Consider the following 22,428-nt stretch of genomic DNA (forward strand, 5'->3'; position numbering starts at 1 on the left):
CCGTGATGGGACATGACAGACTCCGGAGCCGCAGCGACGCTCGCCGCGATTCAGAAGGCCACCACCCGGGTCCTCCACGAGCTCGACCGGGTCTGCCACGAACTCGGCATCCGCTACGCCGTCTACGGCGGGACGGCGATCGGGGCGGTTCGCCACAGGGGCTTCATCCCCTGGGACGATGATATCGACGCGTGTCTGCCCCGCGAGGACTACGATCGCCTGATCGTCGAGGGCCCGGCGCTGCTCGGCCCCGATTACGTCCTCCTCAGCCAGGAGATCGACCCGGAGTATCCGAAGACCTTCGGGATCCTCGGGCTCGTGGGGACCGAGTTCGTCCCGGGGGCCGCCGCTCAACGCGACTACAGGATGCCGATCGGCGTCGATCTCTTCCCCCTCGACCGGGTCCCCCGCGACCGCAGGGCTTATACGCGCCAGAACCGCCGCGCCTGGGTGTGGGGGAGGATGATGTTCCTCCACGGCTCCGCGACTCCGGACTCGGGACTCGACGGCGCCCTCGGCACGGCGGCGGATGCGGTCTTCCTGGGCGTGCACGTCGGACTTCACGCGCTCCGCATCAGTCCGCGCGCCATCTATCGCAAGTGGGAGGCCGCGGCGCGACGGTACAACGACTCCGGCTCGCCCGTCCTCGGCGACTACTCGACTCAGGATCCCTTGAGATGGTCGGCGCGCGAGGACGAGATCTTCCCGACCGTGCGCGTCCCCTTCGAGGACATCCAGGTGGAACTGCCTCGCTCCTACGATACGATCCTCACCCGCGGCTACGGCGACTACATGAGCCTTCCCCCCGAGGAGGAACGGGTGAATCACGCCCCCGTTCGCATCGACTTCGGGGAGCACGAGTTCTGATCCTCGAGCCCCTCTCCACTGAGGCCCGCTTCGGCCCTCCGAACGTGAATAGGGGGGCTTCAGTCCTCCGCGATGGCCTCCCCCCGTCTCGGCAGGCGCCGGTAGTCCCTCCAGAAGAGGAGGCCGAGGAGTGCGACGGAGGTCGAATAGGCGAGGACGCCGATCCACGACACCCCGTTCATCCCGAAACGCGTGATGAAGGACTGCGAGCCGAGGAAGGTGACGATGCTCGCCACGATGTTGCCGAGGAAGCTCGCGCCGAAGTCCCTCGCGGCAAGGAGGAGGTCGTTCATGAACCAGGCGAATGCCGTGATCGCCGTGCACAGGAGCGCCGGCTGCATGAGGCCGACGTGCTCGCTGATCCCGGTTCCGAAGAGGAAGACGAGGAGGGGGCGGCCGATGATGACGAGGAGGAGCGAGGCCGCCGCGGTGACGCCGAGAATCGCGAGGACCGTCCGGCGCAGGAGCACGAGGGCCGATCTCTTGTCGTGGGCGAGCTTCTCGGCGAACTCGCCCATCAGGGGGCTGTAGACGTAGGTCGCCCCCATCTGCACGATCAATGCGGGCGAGGCCACCGAGGAATAGATGCCGAGCGCCTCAGAGCCGAGCTGCGCCTCGAGGTACTGCTTGGGGATCGTGAGGACCGCACTCGCCGCAACCTGCGCGAAGACCAGCGGCAGGAGCTTCGTCAGGGAGGCGATGGCGGGCGCGGAGATGCTCATCGACAGGCGTTCGAGGCGCGAGGTGCGCGGGATGTCGAAGAGGAGGAGAACCGCCGTGGTGGTGACCCCGAGTCCGATGACCGCCCAGATCAAGGAATTCGTCCACCACAGGATCGCGGAGAAGGCGAGGAGATTCGACAGCCCCTGGAGGATGTAGGACTGCCCGGAGTAGTCCATGCGCATATGACGCTGGTCGATCGCGTGGAAGACCTCGATGAAGTTCGTGATGAGGGAGTAGACGAGGTACAGGGCGACGACCAGCAGGGACTGGGAGGAGGTGGTGATGAAGGAGTAGACCAAGCCGATCGAGAAGGCGAGGACGGAGGTGAACAGCCTCAGGCCGATGTATTCGCCCGAGGTCCGCTCGTTGCGGACGTCCGTGACCTGGAGGGTCCTCAGTCGGAAGTCCGCGAAGGGGTTGATGAGGTTCGCTATCGACATGGACAGTGCGAGGGCGCCCGCCGCGTCGAACCCGGATGAGAGGCGGACCACCGCGATGGTGATCGCATAGTTGCAGACCAGGCGGAACATCGAGCCGATCGAGTTCCACAGCATATTCGTCCTGAGGGGCAGTGACTGCGGAGTCATCGGCGGGACTACCTGAACAGTGTCCAGCGCGCGATCGTGGCGGGCAGGAGGGACAGGACCGTGATGAGCTTGTGGGGGCTCATCGCGATGATGCCGCGCTGATGGGCGAGCTGGCATCCGATGATGTAGAGGATCGTCTCGCGGAACTGGTTCTTCAGAAGGGTGGCGCGAGACGCGCAGTAGCGCTTGTGCTTCCAATAGCCGATCGGGTTGCGCTTCGCGTTCTGGACGAAGTTCGTGGTCAGCCCGTCGGGGAGGTAGTTGCAGATCGTGAGGATCGTGTTATCGGTCCTCATCAGGTATTCGTCGTCGAGCCTGTAGTAGACGGAGGTCTCGGCGATGAAGATCTCCCCGGGGGCGACGTCGTAGGGGTAGCGGCGCAGAACCTCAGTCTTGTGGATCAAGGAGGTATCGCCCCTGAAGCCGAGGGTCTCGAAGAGGTCCCAGTACTTCACATCGGTCACGCCCTCGGGCATCCACGTATCCATGGGCGTCGTTTCATCGGTGCCGCGCAGGGCGACGACGCCGGCGTACTGTGGATCCTCGGCGATGTCAGAGAAGACCTCGAGGATGTGTTCGACCGCTGTCGGCATGAGATGGTCGTCGGAGTCGACGACGAAGAAGAGCGGGGAGGCGCAGCGCTCGACCGCCGTGTTGATCGCCCGCGGTTTCCCGCCGTTGGCGGTCTTCACGTAGTCGATCTGCAGGCGCCCCTCCTCGATCCAGCCTGAGACCAGCTCCTGCGTTTCATCGGTTGAGCCGTCGTCGACGATCAGCCAGTAGAAGTCCGCCGAGGTCTGGGCGAGGAGACTCTCATAGAGGACGGAGAGGATGTAGGCGCGGTTGTACGTCGGGGTGAATACGCACAGCGAGGGGGGTTCAGCCATCGGTCTTCTCCTGGAAGTCGTCGACCCAGTTCACGGCGCGAAGATGCCGGGGCGGACGATTCTGCTCAGCGGGGATCGTCCGCCAGTCCCCATAGTAGTTTTCAAGGAGCTCCTCGGCCCGTGCGGGGATCGGGAAGCGGCGTCCCTCGAATTCGCAGCGGCGCACGGGGAAGAGCTGGTCCGGGGTGAAGATGTTCCTGTCCATCGCATCGTCGACGAGGAGGACGCGACGGGTGTTCGCATCATCGGAGCCGACGGGAAGATTCGCGGATCGGGCGAGGTCGTCGGTGGAGCGGGCGATCGCGAAGGGGTCGAGCCTCCTCGTGATGGGGTGGATCAGCCGCTTGACGACGCGGGCGATCCGGGATGTCGCGAATCGCGGATCGGAGGCCGCGTAGCCCCGCAGGGAAACGAGGCGATAGGCCTTCTTCTTGATCCGCTTCAGGCGGGGGGAGGTGATATCGACCCGTTCGAGGGGGAAGATGTCGACCCAGAGGCCGAGCGCGTGCTTCTCATCGATGAAGGACTCGCAGGCGCGGGTGCGGGTGTCGACGAGCTTGAAGAAGCCGTAGATCGAGGACTCGTCGCGGTAGGTGGCGATCTTGTAGCGGGGGGAGAAGACTCCGGACTGCGCGAGTTCGTAGAGTCTTTCGTAATCCTCTCTGGGCATGAGGACGTCGATGTCGTCGTCCCAGGGGATGAAGCCACGGTGCCTGAGCGCACCGATGAGGGTTCCATAGGCGAGGACGTAGTCGAGTCCGTGCTCACGGGCGACGCGGTCGAGTTCAGTGAGGATCCCGAGTTCGACGCGCTTAATCTCTTGTTCAGACAACTCGGCCATGGCGCTCCTCTCCCGATCACATAACGAACGCTTATTGTCCCACGCGTACACAGTGAGCCGCTCGTGCCGCGCCGTGAGGAGCACGTCTGTTCTCAGCCCTGGTGTAGCCTACGAGTCGTAGAACGGGACGTGGTGGAGATCGGAGCAACAATGCGAATCGCCATGATCGTCAACAGTTATCCCCCCAGGCTCGGGGGCCTCGAATCCCACCTCCTCAACCTCGCCGAGGGCCTCGTCGCGCAGGGGCACAGGGTGTGGGTCCTGACGATCTCCTCGGAGCCGGGGCGCCGGGTGGAGGGGGGCGTCGAAGTCCTCACCGGTCGCGCCCACCTGCCGATCGCCGATGTCATCTCCTTCCCCTCCCTCGGCTCGCGCCGCTCCATCAGCCGTTTCCTCCGAGACCACGCCATCGACCTCGTCTCGGTGCACACCCGTTTCTTCCCGATGAGCTTCATCGGAGTGAGGGCGGCGCGCGCCTGCTCCATTCCCGTGATCCATACCGAGCACGGCTCAGGATTCGTCGCCTCCTCATCCCCTCTGATCTCATGGTGCTCCCGGGCCGTTGATGTGACTGCCGGGCGCTACGTCCTGCGGCACGCCGACAGGGTCCTCGGCGTTTCAGCCGAGGCCGCGGCCTTCGCCTCGCGCCTCGGCGGGGTGAGGGCCGAGGTCTTCCACAACGCGATCACGCCGCCCGCGGTGCACGGGGAGAGCCTCGACAGGCCCGGCCACCTGGTCTTCGTCGGGAGGATCGTCGAGGGAAAGGGCTGGGACGACTTCCTCCGGGCGGTCGCGGTCCTGCGCGAACGGGGGCACGACGTGGACGGGGAGATCCTCGGCACGGGGCCGATGCTGGAGGAGGCGCGCGTTCTGCGCGATGAGCTGGGGCTCGGCGGAGTCGTCGAGCTGCGCGGACGCGTGCCCGCTGAGGAGGTGCGCCGCAGTCTGGCGGGCGCGACCCTCGTCAATCCGACGGTGCTCTCCGAAGGGTTCCAGACGACCCTCCTGGAGGCCCTGGCGGAGCGGGGGCGGGTCGCCACCTACTCCGTTCCCGGCGCGGAGCTCCTGCGCGACTCCGGGGCGCCCGTCGTCATCTGCACGGAGAAGACGAGCGAATCGCTGGTCGAGGCCCTCGAGGGGATGCTCGCCGAACCCGCTGCGCCCGCATCAGCGGAGCTCATCACGGAGTGGACCTGGCCGGTGCGCTCCCGCCAGTACGCGCGAATCGCCCAGGAGGTGCTCGCCGGAGGAGGCGGCGAGCACTAGGCGCAGTCGGCGGGAGGCGGAAGCACTCGGGCGCGCAGGACGCGGGAGTGCGTCCTCAGGCTCAGCGCTGCTCGTCCTCGAGTCGCGAGAGCCTGGCGGTGAGCCCCTCGACACGGTTGTTCGTCAGCGCGAGTTCCTCGGCGAGGCGCCTGCGCTCCTCCGTCCCACGCGAGAGGTCGACGCTCAAACGCAGGGTGAGCAGCAGGAGGACCGTCGCCGCGATGACGAGGGCGAGGTTGAGCGGGACTTGCACGCCGATCAGGGAGGCGATCGCCTTGAGGCTGCCGGGGAAGATCGAGAGGGCGGCGACTCCGATCGCGATGACGATCCACCAGGTCGCGTAGCGCTCCTTCATCCCGGAGTTGCGCATCCTGAGGAAGACGGCCACCAGGACGATGAGGCCGAAGAGGACTCCGAGCCAATAGGTCGAGCTCATCCGCGGACCTCCGGATCGACGGGAGAGGACTGCCGGGGGCGCGAGAGCGCGACCCCGAGGGCGAGGAATGCGCGGAAGAGGAACACCGCCGCCTCGATCGGATTGTGTGAGGGCTCCCCTCCCGCTCTCGGGCGCATCTCGACGGGCACCTGGCGGATCACGAGGCCGCGGCGAGAGGCGAGGACGAGCGCCTCGATCGTGTCGCCGAGGTATTCGGCCGGGTAATCACGGCTGAAGAGGGCGATCGCGCGCCTGTCGGAGAGCTTGAAGCCGGAGGTGGTGTCGCTCAGCCGCGTGCGGCACACCTTCGACAGGATGACGGAGAGGAGCTTCATCGCCCACATGCGCGGCCCCCTCACGGAATAGTCGCCCTTGCCCGCGAAACGCGCCCCGACGACGAGGTCGGCCACCTCTTGGCGAGCGCGTTCGAGGAGGGTCGGGATCTCGGCGGGGTCGTGCTGACCGTCCGCGTCGAGCTGGACGGCGTAGTCGTAGCCATTGCGGAAGGCGTACAGGTATCCTGCGCGCATGGCGCCGCCGACGCCGAGATTGAGGGGGAGGTCGAGGACCTCGACCCCGGCCTCGCGTGCGATCCGGGCTGTGGCGTCCGTCGAACCGTCGGAGACGACGAGGACATCGGCGAATCCGGAGACGCTTGAGAGAACTTCGCCGAGTACTGGGCCGATGACGGCCTGCTCATTCCACGCGGGGATGATGACGAGGAGACGGGGCTCTGTCTTGGACACGGTGCTCCCAACGACGATGACGACACGTGGATCTTATCGCGGGGGCGCCTCGGGGATCACCAGGGGCGTCCGGCGCGTCAGCCGGGATGAGCCGCCCTCGGGCCTCAGAGGAGGTCGTTCGTGATGAGGGCGGAGGCGAGGACCAGGAGCGAGAAGACGAGCATGGCCCACTGCGTCCACCGATTCTTCACCACCATCGGCAGTCCGACGCAGTAGAGGGGGAAGAGGGCCTCGGCGTACCGGGGCGGCAGATCGAACTCGGATCCCGTGGTCACATTGATATAGGTGTAGAACAGCGGTCCGATGATGATCGTGCTGAACAGGAGCGTGTGAGCGAGAGTACGGACTTCCCGCGAGGTTTCGATCCGGAAGAAGCAGACGGCCACCACGCCCGAAACCAGCAGGAGACCGGCGAGGGTGACCATCGCATGGGGGAGCCCGACGTAGAAGGTGTAGGCCTGATGCCGCGCCCCCGTGCCCATGTAGAGATTGAGGATGAAATTGTCGAGCTGCTCGGCGGCGAAGCGCAGCGAATAGTCCCCGACGGGATCAACGGGGTCGTTGTCGCCGGAGTAGGGGAGCGCATACACGTAGCGCAGCTTCTGGTATGAGAATTGCGCGGCGAGGGCGAGGAGGGTGGCGAGGCCGGACCAGGCGATCGGCTTCCACCAGCGCGGCCGATCCGCACGGTGAAGGAATTGCCACACGATGACGAAGAGGAGCGCGGCTCCGGTGGCGAAGACCATCTGGAACTTGATCATCGTCATGAAGAGCGAGATCAGCACGAGGGGCCACGCCGACCATTCGCCGCGCACGAGTTTGAGGGCCGCGAGCATGATGAGGGCGCCCGCGAGGAGGCTGAAGGCATCGGGCGTGATGTAGAAGTTCGACCAGCGGATCTGAGGACTCGCGAGGATCAGCAGGCACAGGGTTAGCGCCATCGTTCGGCTGCCCTTCAATGCCCGGATGAAGCGCCAGGAGGCGGTGAGCCCGAGGCCGAGCCAGAGGGCCCCCGTCACTCGGGCGACCTGGACGAGCTCCTCGCCGGGGAAGAAGAAGAGAATGCCCTTCGCCAGCCAGGCGGTGAGGAAGAAGTAGAGGGGGGAGTGGATCGGCGCCGTCGTATAACCGTCGTAGGGGAACTGAGCGGGATCGAGGGGGGCGCCGCATGCGCTCCCCTGATAGCCGAAGAGTTCGACTCCGCGACACGAGATGATGCGCATCGCGTATTCGTCGACCGTCGCGTTGGTCCTCGTGACGATGCCACGTGCTGCCTTGTCCACCGCGTCGAGGTAGACGTATTCGTCCTGGAACGACAGCGCGGCGTGCGCGGCGATGAATCGATAGGCGACGATTGTCGACAGGACGGTGAACACGAGGGCGAGGACGAGGGTCCTCACCCACATCGGGCGGCGCTCGATCCGTCTCGTGATCGTCGAGGAGACGGCTGCGGCCGAGTCCTCCAGTGCGGACAGGGAAGGAAGCATGTTTCTCACCACTGCAAGGCTGCCGACGTGACTCAGCCCAGGGTCTCGACGTAGGAGTCGAGACGATCCATGGAGTTTCCGGGGGTGAAGCCGGTGGCTTCGATCTTGGACAGGTCGAGGGCGGAGTTGAGGGGGCGGGGGGCGATGCCCTCCTTGCCCTCGTAGTACTCCGCAGTCGTGACGGGGGAGACCTCGTCGGGGTCGTGCCCCAGGAGCCGGTAGACGCGCGTGGCGACCTCGGCCCAGGAGACGACGGGACCCTCGCCGGAGATGTTGTAGACGCCGTAATCGGGGCGGGAGGACAGGAGGTGGATGATTCCCGCCGCCAGGTCCGTGGTGAAGGTGAGGCGCCCCCTCTGATCGGAGACGACCGAGGGGCGGATCCCCCGATCGGCGAGGCCGACCATGGTCTTGATGAAGTTCTTGCCGTCGCCGACGACCCAGCTGGTGCGCACGAGGTAGTGCGCGGGGACGGAGGCGACCGCGGCGTCCCCGCCCGCCTTGGACTGGCCGTAGACGCCCAGGGGGGAGGGGTCTTCGTCTTCGGAGTGGATCTCCTTCGTCCCGTCGAAGGTGTATTCGCTGGAGATGTGGACGAGGGTGAGGCCGTGAACGGAGGCGGCCCTGGCGAGATTCGCCGGACCGGTGGCGTTGGCGCGCCAGGCGAGCGGCCGTCCCTCCGGCGTCTCCGCGCCGTCGACGTTCGTCCATGCTGCGGCGTTGATGATGATGTCGAAACGGGACCAGTCGAAGGCGCTCATCGCGCGCGCGTCGGAGATGTCGACCTCGGGCAGGTCCACGCCGCTCGCTTGGAATCCGGCTCGAGGGAGCTGACGCATGAGCTCGCGGCCGAGCTGCCCGTTCGCGCCGGTGACGAGGACCCTCTTGCCCGCGGGCGCGGGGGCGGGGAAGGGGGTCACGTCCCCGAGCCGGGGGTGGGCCTTGTCCTTGTCGGAGATGATCGCCTCCTCAAGGGGGATCGGCCAGTCGATCGCCGCGGTCTCATCGGCGAGGTTGAGGAAGGTGTAGCGCGCCTCGGGCGACCAGTGGTCGTTGACGAGGTAGGTGTAAGCGGTGTTCGGCTCGAGGGTCTGATAGGAGTTGGCGACGCCCCTGGGCACGTAGACCGCGACCGAGGGGTCGATGATGGTCGTGTAGACGGTCCCGAAGGAGGGGCCCTCGCGCAGGTCGACCCAGGCGCCGAAGACCCGGCCGGTCGCCACCGACACGAACTTGTCCCAGGGTTCGGCGTGGATGCCCCGGGTGACGCCGACCTCGTCATTGAAGGAGATATTGTTCTGCACGGGTCCAAAATCCGGCAATCCGAGTGCCACCATCTTCTCGCGCTGCCAGTTCTCTTTGAACCACCCGCGGTTGTCGCCGTGAACCGTCAGGTCGATCCTCAAGAAGCCGGGGATCGGCGTCTCCTCGATTCCGAGGGGCTTCCCGGTGATGGAATCAGACATGAACACTCCTCGACGACATCGGCCGCTCCAGACGCGGCAGAACCTATCCCAGGATAGTAGTGGACTCGCCCGGAGCCGGTGAAGACTCCGCGGTCGGCGCCGGACTCGCCGAACCCGACGGGTCCGGCCCCCACCCGAGCTGGGCATAATGGTTTTCACGACCCCCACGACCCGTTGACGCTGAAAAGGAGCCGCACGATGAAGGGCATCATCCTCGCCGGAGGTTCGGGCACGCGCTTGAACCCGATCACTCTGGGGACCTCCAAGCAGCTCGTCCCCGTCTACGACAAGCCGATGATCTACTACCCCCTGTCGACTCTCATGCTCGCAGGCATCCAGGACGTCCTGGTCATCACGACCCCGCACGACGCCCCCAGCTTCCACCGCCTCCTGGGGGACGGCTCGCAACTGGGCGTGAACATCACCTACACGGTTCAAGAGGTGCCCAACGGCCTCGCCCAGGCCTTCGTCCTGGGCGCCGAGCACATCGGTTCCGAGGCGGCCGCCCTCGTCCTGGGTGACAACATCTTCTACGGGCCGGGCATGGGCACCCAGTTGCGTCGCCACGTCGACCCCGACGGGGGCGCCGTGTTCGCCTACCACGTGTCCGATCCGAGCGCCTACGGCGTCGTCGAATTCGACGAGGACTTCACCGCCTTGTCCATCGAGGAGAAGCCCGCTCATCCGAAGTCGAATTACGCGGTGCCCGGCCTGTACTTCTACGACAACGACGTCGTCGAGATCGCGAAGAACCTCAAGCCCTCGGCGCGCGGGGAGTATGAGATCACCGACGTGAACCGCACCTACCTGGAGGCCGGCAGGCTCAAGGTCGAGGTCCTCCCCAGGGGCACCGCCTGGCTCGACACCGGCACCTTCGACTCCCTCGCCGACGCCACCGCATTCGTGCGCACCGTCGAGGCGCGCCAGGGCATGAAGATCGGCGCCCCCGAAGAGGTCGCCTGGCGCATGGGCTTCATCGACGACGAGGGGCTGCGCGAACGCGCCGAACCCCTCGTCAAGTCCGGATACGGCCAATACCTCCTCGATCTTCTCAACCGGGATTGACCGCGGACGGCGCGGAGGCAGGGTCGGTGCGCCGCCGATGGCTTGAAACATCGGTCGGGCGGATAGGATGACCTTCATGACTGCATTTGACAGCGTGGGGAGCTATGCGAGACGCGGAGCCGCCTACTTCAAGAAGAACGGTGCGCGTCTGACGGCCGCCCGCCTCTTCCTCGGCCTCGGATCCCGCCTCTCGCAGCCCCGCCCGTCCGCCCCCGCCAAGGGGCACCCCAGGCGCAGGCCACTCCACATGCTCGTCTCCTTCACGGATGCCGCAGCGGTGGACTGGACGAGGACGCCGCCGTGGCGCGAACACCCCCGTCGCCTCGGCGAGGGCCCGTACACCACTGCGTGGATCATGTCCCCGCCCGGGAAATCCTCCGGCGGGCACCAGAACATCTTCCGATTCCTCTCCTTCCTCGAAGGGGCGGGCCATCGCGTGAAGATCTTCCTCTACTCCACCGACCCGATGCCCATCGACATGGAGGCCCTGCGCGAGATGCTCTCCGCATCCGTCGCCTACCCGGATCTCAAGGCCTCCATCGAGGCGTACCGGCCCGAGGTCGGCGTCGGTCCGGACGTCGACGCCCTGTTCGCCACCGGCTGGGAGACCGCCTACCCCGCCTACCTCGACCCCTCGGACGCCAAGCGCTGCTACTTCGTCCAGGACTTCGAGCCCTCCTTCTACCCCGTCGGGTCTGAGAATCAACTCGCGGAGAACTCCTACCGCTTCGGATTCGAGGGCTTCACCGCCGGCCGATGGCTCGCGAAGAAGCTCTCCGACGACTACATGATGACGACGCACCCCTTCGATTTCGCGACCGACCCCGGTCTCTACGAACGGAGCAACGATTCGCGGCGCGACGACGTCTTCTTCTACGCGAGGCCCGTCACGACCCGCCGCGGATTCGAACTGGGGATCATGGCCCTCGCCGAGGTCAAGCGCCTCCGGCCCCGCACGAGGATCCACATGGCGGGGTGGAATGTTGCGGACTGGGACATCCCCTTCGACTACGTCAACCACGGGGCCATGACGATCGACGAGCTCAGCCCCCTCTACAACGAGTGCGCGGCCGCCCTCGTCATGTCGCTGACGAACATGTCGCTGCTGCCCCTCGAACTCCTGTCCTGCGGGACGATCCCCGTCGTCAACGACGCGCCGAACAACCGCCTCGTCTCCGACAATCCGAACATCGCCTACACCCCCCTGTCGGCGGGCGCCCTCGCCAGGCGGATCATCGAGATCCTCGACGACCCCGAGCAGGTCGAGCATTCGCGACTCGCCGCCCGATCCGTCGGAGACCTCTCCTGGGAGGATTCGGGCCGCCAATTCATCGGCGCCTTCGAGGAGGCAATGCGTGGCTGACATCCTCGTCATCGGCGGCAACGGCTTCCTCGGCTCCCACATCGTCGACGCCCTCGCCGCGAATCCCGAGCACCGGATCTCCGCCTTCGACATGTTCACCGGCGACATCCACTGGACCTCGGAGGGGATCCGCGTCATCGACGGGAACTTCCTCAACGTCGGCGATCTGCGCAGTGCGGTGAGGGGGCACCGGATCGTCCTCCACCTCCTGTCGACGACGGACCCCGCCACCGCCGAGAACGATCCGACTCTCGACATCCGAACGAACATCCTCGGCTCCGTGGAACTCTTCAAGATCTGCGTCGACGAGGGGGTCGAGCACCTCTACTTCGCCTCCTCCGGCGGCACCGTGTACGGGGATCGCTCAGCGGCCTCCTTCCGTGAGGACGATCCGACCGCGCCCGTGTCGCCCTACGGGATCGGCAAAGTCGCGATCGAGAACTACATGGGCTTCTTCGAGCGGGCCCACGGCTTGAGATCGACGATCCTGAGGATCGCCAACCCCTACGGGACGAGGCAGAACCCCCACAAGCGACAGGGGATCATCCCGATCTTCCTGCGCAGCATCCTCAACGACCAGCCCCTGACGGTCATGGGCGACGGCACGATGTACCGCGACTACATCTACGTCAATGACCTCGCCCGGATCGTCGCGACGATGGTGACGAAGGGGGCCGCCTCCAATGTGTACAACCTCGGCTCGGGACGCGCGACGAGCGTCAATGAGATCGTCGACTCGATCATCCGGGTGACGGGGGCGAAGCCGCGGATCGAGCACCTCCCCACGCCCTCCACCTATGTGCACGGATCAGTACTCGACATCACCCGGATCACCGAGGAGTTCGGGCCCTTCACCATGACGGGGCTCGACGAGGGGATCATGCGAACCTGGCAGGAGATCCAAGACCATGGCTTCTGATACGAGCGAGCAGATCGGCACGACCGAGCAGATCGACGCGACCGTCGTCATCCTCACCTACAACGGTGAGCAGCACATCGACGAGATCCTCGCCTCCCTCGAAGCGCAGCGCTACGAAGGACGATTCGAAACCCTCGTCATCGACTCGGGCTCGACGGACTCCACCCTCGACATCATCGCGAAGCACCCGGGGGTCAGGCTCCATCAGATCCCGAACAGCGAATTCGGGCACGGCAAGACCCGCAACCTCGCCGCCCACCTCGCCAAGGGGGAGATCGTCGTCTACCTCACCCATGATGCGACCCCCGCCCATGACCGGTGGCTCCACGAGATCACCGCGCCCTTCGCGATCAGCGACAGGATCGTCGCCGTCATGGGGGCCCAAGCCCCCCGCCCCGACGCCTTCCCGCTGCTGCGCTATGAGATCCGCACGATGTTCTCCGGATTCGGACCCGGTTACGGGACGACCCTGTTCTACGACGACGACTTCATCCGCGATGAGGGCGTGCGCAACGCCGTCACCTTCTACTCCGACGTCAACTCCGCGGCCCGCCGATCGATCCTCACGGGGGACATCCCCTATCGGGACGTCTCCTATGCGGAGGACCAGCTCCTCGGGCGCGACGTCATCGACGCGGGCCTCATCAAGGCCTATGCGCCCAGGGCCCTGGTGCTGCACTCCAACGAGCTGAGCGTCAGGGAATACGACGATCGCATGTTCGAGGAGACTCAGGGCCTGCGCGAAGTCGGCATCGAGGTCGCGATGCCCTCGATGACAACGGTGACGCGCATGGTCGTCGGCGGAGTCCTCAGGGATGCCGCACGACTCGTCCGCGACCGCGAGCTGTCCGTCAAGCGCAAGCTCTGGGGCTTGGCGGTGAATCCCGCCTATCACATCCAGCGCTGGCGCGGCGTGAGGCGGGGAGTCCGCTCGCCCCTGAAGCGCTACGGGGGCTGAACGGCCCCAGGCCGCGTGATCGTGGAGTCCGCTCCACGCTCACAACACCTCGTCGACCTTCCGCCGTGCGCTATGATCGACTGACATCCCCGCGCGAGCGCCTGGCACGTCGCTTGAACGAGCGTCGCGTCTTTCGTGCATCTTTCCGGAGGGCCGCAGCATGAGTGTGGGAATCCTCTTCGATTCCTTCTCCGACAACGTCGGCGACATCGCGATGCTGGCTGCGAACCGGAGCCTCCTCGCCCATCACGGAGTCGACGACGTCGTCCCGGTGGATCTCTTCGCCACCTCCGAGCAGTCCTACTCCTCGGTCCTCATCGGCGGGGGGGAGCTGATCCGCCCGACTGGGAGCCTCTTCTACGACCGCTTCCGTCAAGAGGAGGCGACAGTCCTCGCCGCCGTTGGCGTATGGCAGGACGCCGACGACCTCGACTACTTGAGGGGCTACGACTTCGTCTCGGCCAGGACCCGCGTTGAAGCCGATGTGCTCGCCCGCTCAGGGGCGTCCGCAGCCGTCCTGCCGTGCCCGACGATGGCCCTGCCGACGGATGACCGCTCCGTCGACCTGCCCGGGGATGAGGCCCTCATCGGCATTCACGTCGTCCCCTCCTCCCTGCGGGACGTCCCCTCGCTGATCACCCGCCTCAACGGGATTCCCGGGCGCAAGGTGATGATCCCCTTCACCAGGTACCTCCACGACGCGAGTTTCCTCAGCGCCCTGCCCATCGGCGATCGGGACAACGTATGGCTCTCAACGGCGCTCACTCCCGTTCAACTGCGCGGCGCAGTCGCCCGCATGTCCTTCATCGTCGCCTCCTCCCTGCACCTCACGCTCTTCGCCCTCTCAGCCGGCATCCCCTTCATCTCCTACGGGCAGCCGAAAGTCCGCGCCTATCTCGAGGACCGCGGGCTCGGGGACCTGCTCTTCACCGACGACGACTCACTCGAGCGCGCCATTGCGAATGCGGGGTCGATGGGCGAGGAGATCGCCAGGATCGGACGCGAGGACGCGACTCGAGTCGTCGACGAGTACTCCGCGATCGCACGGATCCTCAAGGACCGGCTCGCGGAACGGGTCGTCCTCGCCCCCATGTCCGCCGATCCCGAGCAGACGCGATGGGAGCTGCGCCTCGAGCAGGTGTCCCACGTGCTCTCCGGCCGGGACATGCTCATCAACAGCCTCATTCACGCCAGCGCCGAACGGGATGCGCTGCGCCTGCTCCTCGAGGGCGAGAGGGCGGGCAATGCGCGCCTCATCGAGGAGCTCGAACGTCCCTTGAGCACCCGCGAACTCCTGGCAGCCGCGAAGAAGACCATGAGGGGAAGGACGAGGAGAAGGCCCTGAGCCGGGCGAGCCGTCGGACACGGACGGTGGAGGCCGCATCCCGGTCACCCGCTCCGACTCGCATCTCACCGCTTCACCTCCGCTGCAGCACGCGAACCGTGTGGAATACTTCAGTGGTGAGTTCACAGACCATCGTTGAAGAACGCGCGCAACGCCTGGCGCTCGAACCGCTCAAGCAGCTCGGCGACAAGAAGGGCGCCATCCGCGGAACCAGGACCGCGCTCCTCGACATCTGGCGGCGCCGCGAACTGCTCGGCCTGTTGATCAACCGCGAATTCAAAGCCCGGTACAAGGACTCGAGCGTCGGATTCGCCTGGTCGATGGTCAAGCCCTTGGCGCAACTGCTCATCTACTTCATCGTCATCGGCCAGTTCCTCGGCGTGGCCCGCAACATCCCGCAGTTCGCGATCTTCGTCTTCTCCGGGCTCACGGCCTGGGGCTTCTTCCTCGAAATGGTCAACGGCGGGACCGGGACCCTCGTGGCGAACGCCGGGCTCATCAAGAAGGTCTACCTGCCCAGGGAAGTCTTCCCCCTCGCCACTGTGGGGACTGCGGCCGTCAACTCCGCGGTTCAATTCGCCATCCTCGTCGTCGCCGTCCTCGTCACCGGGCAGATCCCGGCCCTCGGCTCACTCGCCTACCTCCCCATGGCGATCCTCCTCCTCATCATCTACGGGCTCGCAGCCGCCCTCGCGCTGAGCGCGCTCAACGTGTACATGCGCGACATCCAGCACCTCGTCGAGGTCGCGACCTTCCTCGCCTTCTGGGCGTCGCCGATCGTCTACAGCTACGCCTACGTCGCCAACGCCGTATCCGGCTGGCTCCTCGAGGCGTATCTCGCGAACCCCGTCACGCTGGCGGTCCTCGGGTTCCAACGATCCCTCTGGGCCGCGGGCGCGGACCAGCCCTACCCCTCCCATATGCTCATGCGCATGGGGGTCTCCCTCCTCGTCGGCCTCCTCCTGCTCTTCGGAACGCACCGGATCTTCATCCGACTCGAGGGCAACTTCGCACAGGAGCTGTGATCATGACTCAGCAATTCCCCGATGTCGTCCGAGTTGAGAACGTCTCCAAAGTCTTCAAGCTCCACAGGGACACCTCGATCAAGGAGCGCATCATCAGATCCTCGCGCAAGCACGTCGAGGAGTTCACCGCGCTCGACGACGTCTCGGTGTCGATCCCCCTCAACTCGACCGTCGGACTCATGGGGCACAACGGATCGGGCAAGTCGACCCTGCTGAAGGTCATGGGGTCGATCATCCAGCCCACCACGGGCCGGGTGACGACGCGCGGGAGAATGGCGGCCCTCCTCGAGCTCGGCGCCGGATTCCACCAGGACCTCACCGGACGGGAGAACGTCTTCCTCAACGCCTCGATCCTGGGAATGTCGAAGAAGGAGACGGCGGCGAAGTTCGATGAGATCGTCGCCTTCTCCGGCATCGAGCCCTTCATCGACTCCCAGGTGAAGTTCTACTCCTCCGGAATGTACGTGAGGCTCGCCTTCGCCGTCGCCGTCCACTCCGATCCGGACGTCCTGCTCGTCGACGAAGTCCTCGCCGTCGGAGACGAGCCCTTCCAGCGCAAATGCATGGACAAGATCCGCGAGTTCCAAGGCGAAGGCAGATCCATCGTCCTGGTGTCCCACTCGGCCGAACAAGTCGGCTCCGTATGCGATCGCGGCATCGTCCTCGATCACGGGAAGGTCGTCTACGACGGGGAGACCCCCGACGCGATCCATATTCTGCGGGAGGGCTTCGAGAAGGAGGCCCGCCGTCTCCAGGCCGGTGACGCTCATCCCGGCAGGGGGCTCGTGACGATCGACCGGGTCGAGGTGGTCGACTCGGCGGGGGCGCCCGCGCATACCGTGTCGACGGGCCAGACCCTGTCGGCGCGCATCCACGTCTCCTCGACGGAGAGACTCGACCACTGGGTCGCGGCCTTCTCCATCGAGACGAATCTCGGTCAGTCGCTCTTCCGATTCGATTCCAAGGCGGCAGGTATGACTCTGCCCCCCATCGACGGTGCGGCGATAGTGAGCTTCACCATCCCCGACCTCCCTCTGGGCGACGGGTCCTTCCGGATCAACGTCGGGATCGGCGATCACGTCGGACGCACCCTCGACAGGAAGGCGGGGGCCTGGGACCTGGTCGTCGCGGGCCCCTACGCGGGAACCGGTCCGATCGCCATGACCCCGACTCTCAGCGTCTCGAAATGATGCACCCCCTGGCAGGGTGCGCCCGGAATCCCGCCGCACCCGCCCCGGCCCCCGCTCAGAAATAGGCGTCGATCATCGAGACGAGGTCGTAGCCGTAGTTCTTCGCGGTCGCCCATCCGGTGCCGTTCGGGTTCTCTTGGACTCCGAGGTGCTCGATCCAGGGCGCCGAGGTCGCCGCTGCACGGCGGGCTCAGGCGGGCTCAACGACGAGGATCGCCGAACCAGTCCTTGTAGATCCTCCAGAAATTGCGGTTGCCGTAGGTGGAGCAGGAATCGCCGATTCCGCGCATATTCGCCAGTGCCGCGGCATTCGGCTGGTAGGGCGTGTAGTTGTACAGGGCCGCGGTCGCCCGGTTCTCAAGGTAGACCTGCGATGATCCGCAAGCCGCATTGGGATGGTAGGCGATCGCTGAGGTTGCTCCCGCCCTGTAGCGGAAGGCCTCCGGGCGTTCGCCATATTTCACGAGCTGAGAAGCAGCGTGATACAGCTGCTTCGCGAAGCCGCGGTAGGTCGGACTGCAGCGGGCCGAATCGGGGCAGGCGTAGCCGAGCGCCTTATCGTAGCGACTCAGGTCGGGGTCGTAGGATTTAAGGCTCGCTCCGGATGCCGTCACGAGTCCTTGCTCCTTCTGGAGCATGACGAGGAGCACCTTCGGATTGATGCCGCAGGCCCGGGCGCTCTTGTCGATGACCGATGCCGCCGTCTCATTCGCTGCGCCGACGTAGGGCGCGCAGTAGGGCGTGTCCATCGTCTGCGTCGTCACCCGATAGCGCGACAGGCAGGGTGTCCCATCGGCTCCACTCCGGCAGGAGGGGTTGCGGGCTTGCAGGAAGGCCTGGATCGATGTCGCAGTCATGCTCGAGGAGTCGAACATGTTCGCGTCGGAGATGATGAGACCGGGGGTGAAGGCTTCGGTCTGACCGGTGGGGATCCATGCGCCGGAGGCTGCGAAACGGTGGATCTCGCCGTTGATCGACCGTGAGCCGGTCGCCATGGCGCCGGAGTCGTCGAACCAGTACCAGACGCCCCGCACCGCGACCCACCCCCGCTGCATGAGTCCGTTCGACGGGTCGAGGTAGTACCAGGCGCCGCCCGTGCTGATCCAGCCGAAGGATCTGCGCCCCGAGGAGTCGTAGTACCGCCACGAGCCCTCTTCGGGGTTCCAGCCGGTGACCATTGATCCCGATGCGGAGAGGAAGTAGACGCCCGAGGGCAGGCGGAGTTCGCCCGTGCGCATGAGGCCCGTGGAGGGATCGAGGTAGTACCAGGCGCCGAGGTTCAGCCATCCTTTCGCTTCGGGTCCGTTCGCGCCGTAGTAGCGCCAGCCCTCAGGCGAGGAGGACCAGCCGGTGATCATCCGGCCCTCGGCGTTGAAGGAATAGACGGCTCCCGCGATGCTCATGCGACTCGTCGCCGCCGCGCCTCCGCGATCGGGGTCGAAGTAATACCAGCTCCCGGATATCAGCCGCCAGGAAAGCGCCATGGCGCCGTTCGCTTCGAGGTAGTAGGTGGACCCGGACTCGCTGAGGAGGCCGGTTCTCATCGCTCCCGAGGAGGGGTCGAGGTAGTACCAGGTGCCGCGGTCGTTGACCCAGCCCCGGCTGAGGGCGCCGGAATCGGCGAAGTGGTACCACTCGCCGGACAGGTGATGCCATCCCGTCCTCATCGTCCCGTCCGCGGCGAAGGAGTAGGTCCTCGCGTTGATCTCGTACCACGCCTCGCGGGCGTAGTCGCCGGACTGCATCAGCCAGTACCAGGAGGTCCCCGAGAACACCCATTGGCCGGAGGGCGCGGGAGGAGCGGCTGAGCGGAGCGCGGAGGCCGGACGGGCCGGCTCGTGGACGATCGCATGGGCGGGGGCCGAGGCGATCCCCTGATGGGCGCGGGCCGGGCTCAGGCACGCGGGGGCGAGGGACAAAGCCGCGCCGAGAACGAGGGCGGTGCCGAATCGGGTGAAAGCGGTGCGCCGCATTGATGCTCCTGTTTCGTTTGAGTCGCCTGAGGCGGACCCATGTAAACTATCATGAACTGAGGCGATTGTGTAGGCGCTCCCGCTTCCCGCCCGGGCCCCGCTTCTCCCGATGGGCCGGGCTCCGGTAGGGTTCCCGCTGTCCGCGGTTGAAGGTCGAGGTGAGGGCGGCATGGTTCAGGGCAAGTCGGAGAGCGCCGGGTGGAATGCGGATCCCCTCCCGGGGATCCCGCGGCCTCCTCGTATTTCGGTCGCCCTGTGCACCTATCGAGGGGAGGCCTTCATCGCCGATCAGATCGCATCGATCCTCGATCAGACCCTCCCCGTTGATGAGATCGTCCTCGGGGATGATTCCCCGGATGAGACGACGATCCGCATCGTCGAATCCATGCTCGCCGATGCTCCGGTGGATCTGGTGATCCGGCGTCACCGCCCCGCCCTCGGGGTCAAGGACAACTTCTCGGATGCGATCGCCTCGACGACGGGCGACGTGATCCTCCTGTGCGATCAAGACGACGTGTGGGCGCGCGACAAGGCCGAACGGCTCGTCCGTCACCTTGACGAGGTCGAACTGGTGCACACGGACGCCGTGCTCATCGACTCCGATGGGGCGCCCCTGGGGACGACGCTCCTGGGCGAGCTCCGCGTCTCCGCGTGGGAGAGGGAGAACCTCGAGCGCGGCGATGCGCTCGCCGTGCTCCTCAAACGGAACCTCGTCACCGGTGCGACGGCGGCGGTCAGGGGCGACTTCGCCCGTGCGGCCATGCCGGTGCCCGAGGGGTGGATCCACGATGAATGGCTCGGCATGCTCGCCGCGATCGACCGTTCATTGCGCCTGCTCCCCGAAGGCCTCACCTCGTACCGACAGCATGCGAACAACCAGATCGGCGCTCGTCGGGAGTCGATGATCCATCGGGTCATGCGGATGCTCGCCCCCGATCCCGATGACGACAGGCGCAGACTCGTCCGAGCGCTCAGCGCCTCCGAATTCGCCTCGCGCACGGGGCGGGGGAGCGCGTCCGACCGCGCGCGGATCGCGGAAGCGGCGCGGCATCAGCGCGCTCGCTCGCTCATGCCGAGCGGCCGAATCGAGAGGATCCCCGCGATCCTCGCAGAAGGGCTGAGCGGCCGATACGGAAGATGCTCCCGGGGCCTTCTCACCTTCTGCCGCGATCTTCTCCAGGTCAAGTGAGTGAGGATCGCCGTATCGGGGCCGACCGGCCCGGCTCGCCGTGCGTGAGCAACGGGGTGCGGCATAATGGGGGGGGAACAGACCGAGTCATCGTGAGGAGTCGTCGTGAAGGTCGTGGTCACAGGTGGTGCCGGGTTCATCGGCGCGAATTTCGTCCATACGCTGCTTGAGGATCACGGCGATGTCGACGTGATCGTCCTCGACAAGTTCACCTACGCGGGCAATCGGGGCTCCCTCGAGGACGTCACGCAGGAGCAGGCGGCCCGCCTCAGCATCGTGGAGGGCGATATCGCGGATGCCGACGTCGTCGACGGCGTCGTCGCCGACGCCGACGCGGTCGTGCACTTCGCCGCGGAGTCGCACAACGACAACTCGCTCATCGATCCCTCGCCCTTCATCCGCTCCAACCTCGTGGGCACCTTCACCCTCCTGGAGGCGGTGCGCAGGCACAAGGTCCGCTTCCACCACGTGTCGACCGACGAGGTCTACGGCGATCTCGAACTCGACGATCCGGCGAAGTTCACCCCGACCACCCCCTACAACCCCTCCTCGCCCTATTCGGCGTCGAAAGCGGGCTCCGACATGCTCGTGCGCGCCTGGGTGCGCTCCTTCGGCGTCGAGGCGACGATCTCGAACTGCTCGAACAACTACGGCCCCTACCAGCACATCGAGAAGTTCATCCCGCGCATGGTGACGAACCGTCTGCGCGGCGTGCGCCCCCGCCTGTACGGGGACGGCCTCAATGTGCGCGACTGGATCCACGTGCGCGACCACAACACCGCGGTGTGGGAGATCCTCCAGCGCGGCCGCATCGGGGAGACCTACCTCATCGGCGCCGACGGGGAGACCAACAACCGTGAGGTCGTCGAGATCCTCAACGAGCTCATGGGCTTCCCCGCAGACGATTTCGATCACGTCGCCGACCGTCCCGGTCACGATCTGCGCTACGCGATCGACAACACCAAGCTGCGCGAGGAGCTCGGCTGGGAGCCCTTCTTCACGGACTTCCGCTCGGGCCTGGCCGACACGATCGCCTGGTACACCGAGCACGAGTCCTGGTGGGCCCCGCTGAAGGACGAGGTCGAGGCGAAGTACGCGGCCGAGGGGCACTGATCGGTGACCGAGGCACACTCCGCCGCGACGGGATCGCGTCCGCGCGTCACCGTCCTCATGGCGACCTTCAACGGTCGGCGGTGGATCGATGCCCAGGTCGATTCGATCCTCGGGCAGCGCGACGTCGATGTCCGCCTCGTCGTCTCCGATGACGGCTCGGCGGACGGCACCCGGGAGCATCTGCTCGGACGCGCCTCGCGCGATCCGCGGATCGAGGTGCTCGAGCCGCGGCAAGGACCTCCCGGGGTCACGGCGAACTTCCTCCATCTCTTCGTCCGCCACGTGCCGGATGCTTCCTTCGTCGCCTTCTGCGACCAGGATGACGTCTGGCACGCCGACAAGCTCATCAGGGAACTCGCCCCCCTCCTCGGAGGCGAGGCGGAGGTCTGCTCATCGGATGTGGTCGCCGTCGAAGCCGATGGAACGCGTCGCCTCATCCGCAAGTCGCGTCCTCAGCGGAAGTGGGATCACATCTTCGAAGCGGCGGGCCCGGGATCGACATACGTCTTCAGTCCCGAGGCTCATTCGCGGCTGTGCGCGGTCCTGGAGGAGCTCGACTACTCCGAGATCGGCGTTCACGACTGGTACCTCTACGCCCTCGCCCGGGCGATCGGACTGAGGTGGCGCATCCTGTCGGAGCCGACGCTGGACTACCGGCAGCACGAGGGCAACGTTCAGGGCGCGAATTCGGGGACGGCCGCGCGCCGAGCGCGCGTGTCGAAGCTGAAGGACGGCTTCTACCTGCGGCAGTTCATCCTCACTGCGAGGGCGGTGCGGCGGATCAACACCTATTCCGAGGGGGAGCGCCGCGATCTCGAGCGCCTCTTGGGCCTCCTCGAATCCGGGTCCTTCCCCTCCCGACTCGCCTTCTTCGCGCGCTGGCCCCAGATCCGCCGCAGTCGCCTCGAAGGGTTCGAACTCGCAGGCGCGCGCCTCGCGGCGCTGTGGTGAGCCCGAGCGCGACGGCGACAGGGATTCCCCA

20 protein-coding genes are annotated in these 22,428 nt (G+C 66.2%); 12 read left to right on the plus strand and 8 right to left on the minus strand.

The window, feature by feature from the left end; genetic code table 11:
* Positions 1–12 precede the first annotated feature (12 nt).
* The gene (locus tag HD592_RS04165; RefSeq protein WP_184452127.1) at positions 13–867 is read left to right on the plus strand and encodes a LicD family protein; all 855 of its coding nucleotides are present in this window, start codon (positions 13–15) and stop codon (positions 865–867) included.
* A 59-nt stretch (positions 868–926) separates the two neighbouring features.
* Here the strand turns inward: HD592_RS04165 and HD592_RS04170 are convergent, their stop codons facing one another.
* From HD592_RS04170 to HD592_RS04180, 3 genes are read right to left on the minus strand one after another with little or no spacing between them, the layout of a single operon-like run.
* The gene (locus HD592_RS04170) at positions 927–2,177 is read right to left on the minus strand and encodes a lipopolysaccharide biosynthesis protein (protein ID WP_184452129.1); all 1,251 of its coding nucleotides are present in this window, start codon (positions 2,175–2,177) and stop codon (positions 927–929) included.
* Between the two features lie 8 nt (positions 2,178–2,185).
* Positions 2,186–3,064 carry a glycosyltransferase family 2 protein gene (locus HD592_RS04175; protein ID WP_184452131.1) on the minus strand — a complete coding sequence of 293 codons (879 nt, stop codon included), beginning with the start codon at positions 3,062–3,064 and terminating at the stop codon, positions 2,186–2,188.
* A complete protein-coding gene (locus HD592_RS04180) occupies positions 3,057–3,905 on the minus strand; it encodes a LicD family protein (RefSeq protein WP_184452133.1) in 849 nt (282 codons plus the stop codon). Before HD592_RS04180 ends, HD592_RS04175 begins: the two co-directional genes overlap by 8 nt.
* A 150-nt stretch (positions 3,906–4,055) precedes the next feature.
* Between HD592_RS04180 and HD592_RS04185 the strand changes: the two genes are divergently transcribed.
* Entirely contained in the window at positions 4,056–5,171 is a 1,116-nt protein-coding gene (locus HD592_RS04185) for a glycosyltransferase family 4 protein (protein WP_184452135.1), read from the plus strand.
* A gap of 61 nt (positions 5,172–5,232) precedes the next feature.
* Here HD592_RS04185 and HD592_RS04190 read toward each other — a convergent pair whose 3' ends face one another.
* The 4 genes from HD592_RS04190 to HD592_RS04205 form a co-directional block, all read right to left on the minus strand.
* Positions 5,233–5,607: a DUF2304 domain-containing protein gene (locus HD592_RS04190; RefSeq protein ID WP_184452136.1), complete on the minus strand. Its 375-nt coding sequence runs from the start codon at positions 5,605–5,607 to the stop codon at positions 5,233–5,235.
* Positions 5,604–6,353, minus strand: a complete 750-nt coding sequence (locus HD592_RS04195; RefSeq protein ID WP_184452138.1) for a glycosyltransferase — start codon at positions 6,351–6,353, stop codon at positions 5,604–5,606. Before HD592_RS04195 ends, HD592_RS04190 begins: the two co-directional genes overlap by 4 nt.
* A 104-nt stretch (positions 6,354–6,457) precedes the next feature.
* The gene (locus HD592_RS04200; protein WP_184452140.1) at positions 6,458–7,849 is read right to left on the minus strand and encodes a hypothetical protein; all 1,392 of its coding nucleotides are present in this window, start codon (positions 7,847–7,849) and stop codon (positions 6,458–6,460) included.
* 23 nt (positions 7,850–7,872) lie between these two features.
* Positions 7,873–9,306 carry a sugar nucleotide-binding protein gene (locus HD592_RS04205; protein WP_184452142.1) on the minus strand — a complete coding sequence of 478 codons (1,434 nt, stop codon included), beginning with the start codon at positions 9,304–9,306 and terminating at the stop codon, positions 7,873–7,875.
* Positions 9,307–9,504: 198 nt separating this feature from the next.
* Here HD592_RS04205 and rfbA point away from each other — a divergent pair, with 198 nt between their 5' ends.
* The 7 genes from rfbA to HD592_RS04235 all read left to right on the plus strand — a co-directional run bounded on the left by rfbA (position 9,505) and on the right by HD592_RS04235 (position 17,171).
* On the plus strand, positions 9,505–10,371 hold the full coding sequence (gene rfbA / locus HD592_RS04210) for a glucose-1-phosphate thymidylyltransferase RfbA (RefSeq protein WP_184452144.1): 867 nt from the start codon (positions 9,505–9,507) through the stop codon (positions 10,369–10,371).
* A gap of 76 nt (positions 10,372–10,447) precedes the next feature.
* Complete coding sequence (locus HD592_RS04215; protein ID WP_184452146.1) at positions 10,448–11,734, plus strand: rhamnosyltransferase WsaF family glycosyltransferase; 1,287 nt, start codon at positions 10,448–10,450, stop codon at positions 11,732–11,734.
* On the plus strand, positions 11,727–12,653 hold the full coding sequence (locus HD592_RS04220) for an NAD-dependent epimerase/dehydratase family protein (RefSeq protein WP_184452148.1): 927 nt from the start codon (positions 11,727–11,729) through the stop codon (positions 12,651–12,653). Before HD592_RS04215 ends, HD592_RS04220 begins: the two co-directional genes overlap by 8 nt.
* On the plus strand, positions 12,643–13,611 hold the full coding sequence (locus tag HD592_RS04225; RefSeq protein WP_184452150.1) for a glycosyltransferase family A protein: 969 nt from the start codon (positions 12,643–12,645) through the stop codon (positions 13,609–13,611). Before HD592_RS04220 ends, HD592_RS04225 begins: the two co-directional genes overlap by 11 nt.
* Positions 13,612–13,771: 160 nt before the next feature.
* Complete coding sequence (locus HD592_RS12140) at positions 13,772–14,956, plus strand: polysaccharide pyruvyl transferase family protein (protein ID WP_246429981.1); 1,185 nt, start codon at positions 13,772–13,774, stop codon at positions 14,954–14,956.
* A gap of 116 nt (positions 14,957–15,072) precedes the next feature.
* The gene (locus HD592_RS04230; RefSeq protein WP_343058730.1) at positions 15,073–15,981 is read left to right on the plus strand and encodes an ABC transporter permease; all 909 of its coding nucleotides are present in this window, start codon (positions 15,073–15,075) and stop codon (positions 15,979–15,981) included.
* A 2-nt stretch (positions 15,982–15,983) separates the two neighbouring features.
* Positions 15,984–17,171: an ABC transporter ATP-binding protein gene (locus HD592_RS04235; protein ID WP_184452154.1), complete on the plus strand. Its 1,188-nt coding sequence runs from the start codon at positions 15,984–15,986 to the stop codon at positions 17,169–17,171.
* Positions 17,172–17,371: 200 nt separating this feature from the next.
* Here HD592_RS04235 and HD592_RS04240 read toward each other — a convergent pair whose 3' ends face one another.
* Complete coding sequence (locus tag HD592_RS04240; RefSeq protein ID WP_184452156.1) at positions 17,372–19,144, minus strand: N-acetylmuramoyl-L-alanine amidase family protein; 1,773 nt, start codon at positions 19,142–19,144, stop codon at positions 17,372–17,374.
* A gap of 169 nt (positions 19,145–19,313) precedes the next feature.
* Between HD592_RS04240 and HD592_RS04245 the strand changes: the two genes are divergently transcribed.
* The 3 genes from HD592_RS04245 to HD592_RS04255 all read left to right on the plus strand — a co-directional run bounded on the left by HD592_RS04245 (position 19,314) and on the right by HD592_RS04255 (position 22,397).
* The gene (locus HD592_RS04245) at positions 19,314–20,333 is read left to right on the plus strand and encodes a glycosyltransferase (protein WP_184452157.1); all 1,020 of its coding nucleotides are present in this window, start codon (positions 19,314–19,316) and stop codon (positions 20,331–20,333) included.
* Positions 20,334–20,438: 105 nt separating this feature from the next.
* Positions 20,439–21,446 carry a dTDP-glucose 4,6-dehydratase gene (gene rfbB / locus HD592_RS04250; RefSeq protein ID WP_184452159.1) on the plus strand — a complete coding sequence of 336 codons (1,008 nt, stop codon included), beginning with the start codon at positions 20,439–20,441 and terminating at the stop codon, positions 21,444–21,446.
* A 3-nt stretch (positions 21,447–21,449) separates the two neighbouring features.
* Positions 21,450–22,397 carry a glycosyltransferase gene (locus HD592_RS04255; RefSeq protein WP_303773763.1) on the plus strand — a complete coding sequence of 316 codons (948 nt, stop codon included), beginning with the start codon at positions 21,450–21,452 and terminating at the stop codon, positions 22,395–22,397.
* Positions 22,398–22,428 lie beyond the last annotated feature (31 nt).

Source organism: Schaalia hyovaginalis, from assembly GCF_014208035.1.
GTDB classification, from domain to species: Bacteria; Actinomycetota; Actinomycetes; order Actinomycetales; family Actinomycetaceae; genus Pauljensenia; species Pauljensenia hyovaginalis.

Excerpts from the sequence above, each read along its gene's own strand:
- HD592_RS04165 (WP_184452127.1), top strand. The coding sequence starts at position 13 with ATGACAGACTCCGGAGCCGCAGCGACGCTCGCCGCGATTCAGAAGGCC.
- HD592_RS04170 (WP_184452129.1), bottom strand. The coding sequence starts at position 2,177 with ATGACTCCGCAGTCACTGCCCCTCAGGACGAATATGCTGTGGAACTCG.
- HD592_RS04175 (WP_184452131.1), bottom strand. The coding sequence starts at position 3,064 with ATGGCTGAACCCCCCTCGCTGTGCGTATTCACCCCGACGTACAACCGC.
- HD592_RS04180 (WP_184452133.1), bottom strand. The coding sequence starts at position 3,905 with ATGGCCGAGTTGTCTGAACAAGAGATTAAGCGCGTCGAACTCGGGATC.
- HD592_RS04185 (WP_184452135.1), top strand. The coding sequence starts at position 4,056 with ATGCGAATCGCCATGATCGTCAACAGTTATCCCCCCAGGCTCGGGGGC.
- HD592_RS04190 (WP_184452136.1), bottom strand. The coding sequence starts at position 5,607 with ATGAGCTCGACCTATTGGCTCGGAGTCCTCTTCGGCCTCATCGTCCTG.
- HD592_RS04205 (WP_184452142.1), bottom strand. The coding sequence starts at position 9,306 with ATGTCTGATTCCATCACCGGGAAGCCCCTCGGAATCGAGGAGACGCCG.
- rfbA (WP_184452144.1), top strand. The coding sequence starts at position 9,505 with ATGAAGGGCATCATCCTCGCCGGAGGTTCGGGCACGCGCTTGAACCCG.
- HD592_RS04215 (WP_184452146.1), top strand. The coding sequence starts at position 10,448 with ATGACTGCATTTGACAGCGTGGGGAGCTATGCGAGACGCGGAGCCGCC.
- HD592_RS04225 (WP_184452150.1), top strand. The coding sequence starts at position 12,643 with ATGGCTTCTGATACGAGCGAGCAGATCGGCACGACCGAGCAGATCGAC.
- HD592_RS12140 (WP_246429981.1), top strand. The coding sequence starts at position 13,772 with ATGAGTGTGGGAATCCTCTTCGATTCCTTCTCCGACAACGTCGGCGAC.
- HD592_RS04235 (WP_184452154.1), top strand. The coding sequence starts at position 15,984 with ATGACTCAGCAATTCCCCGATGTCGTCCGAGTTGAGAACGTCTCCAAA.
- HD592_RS04240 (WP_184452156.1), bottom strand. The coding sequence starts at position 19,144 with ATGCGGCGCACCGCTTTCACCCGATTCGGCACCGCCCTCGTTCTCGGC.
- HD592_RS04245 (WP_184452157.1), top strand. The coding sequence starts at position 19,314 with ATGGTTCAGGGCAAGTCGGAGAGCGCCGGGTGGAATGCGGATCCCCTC.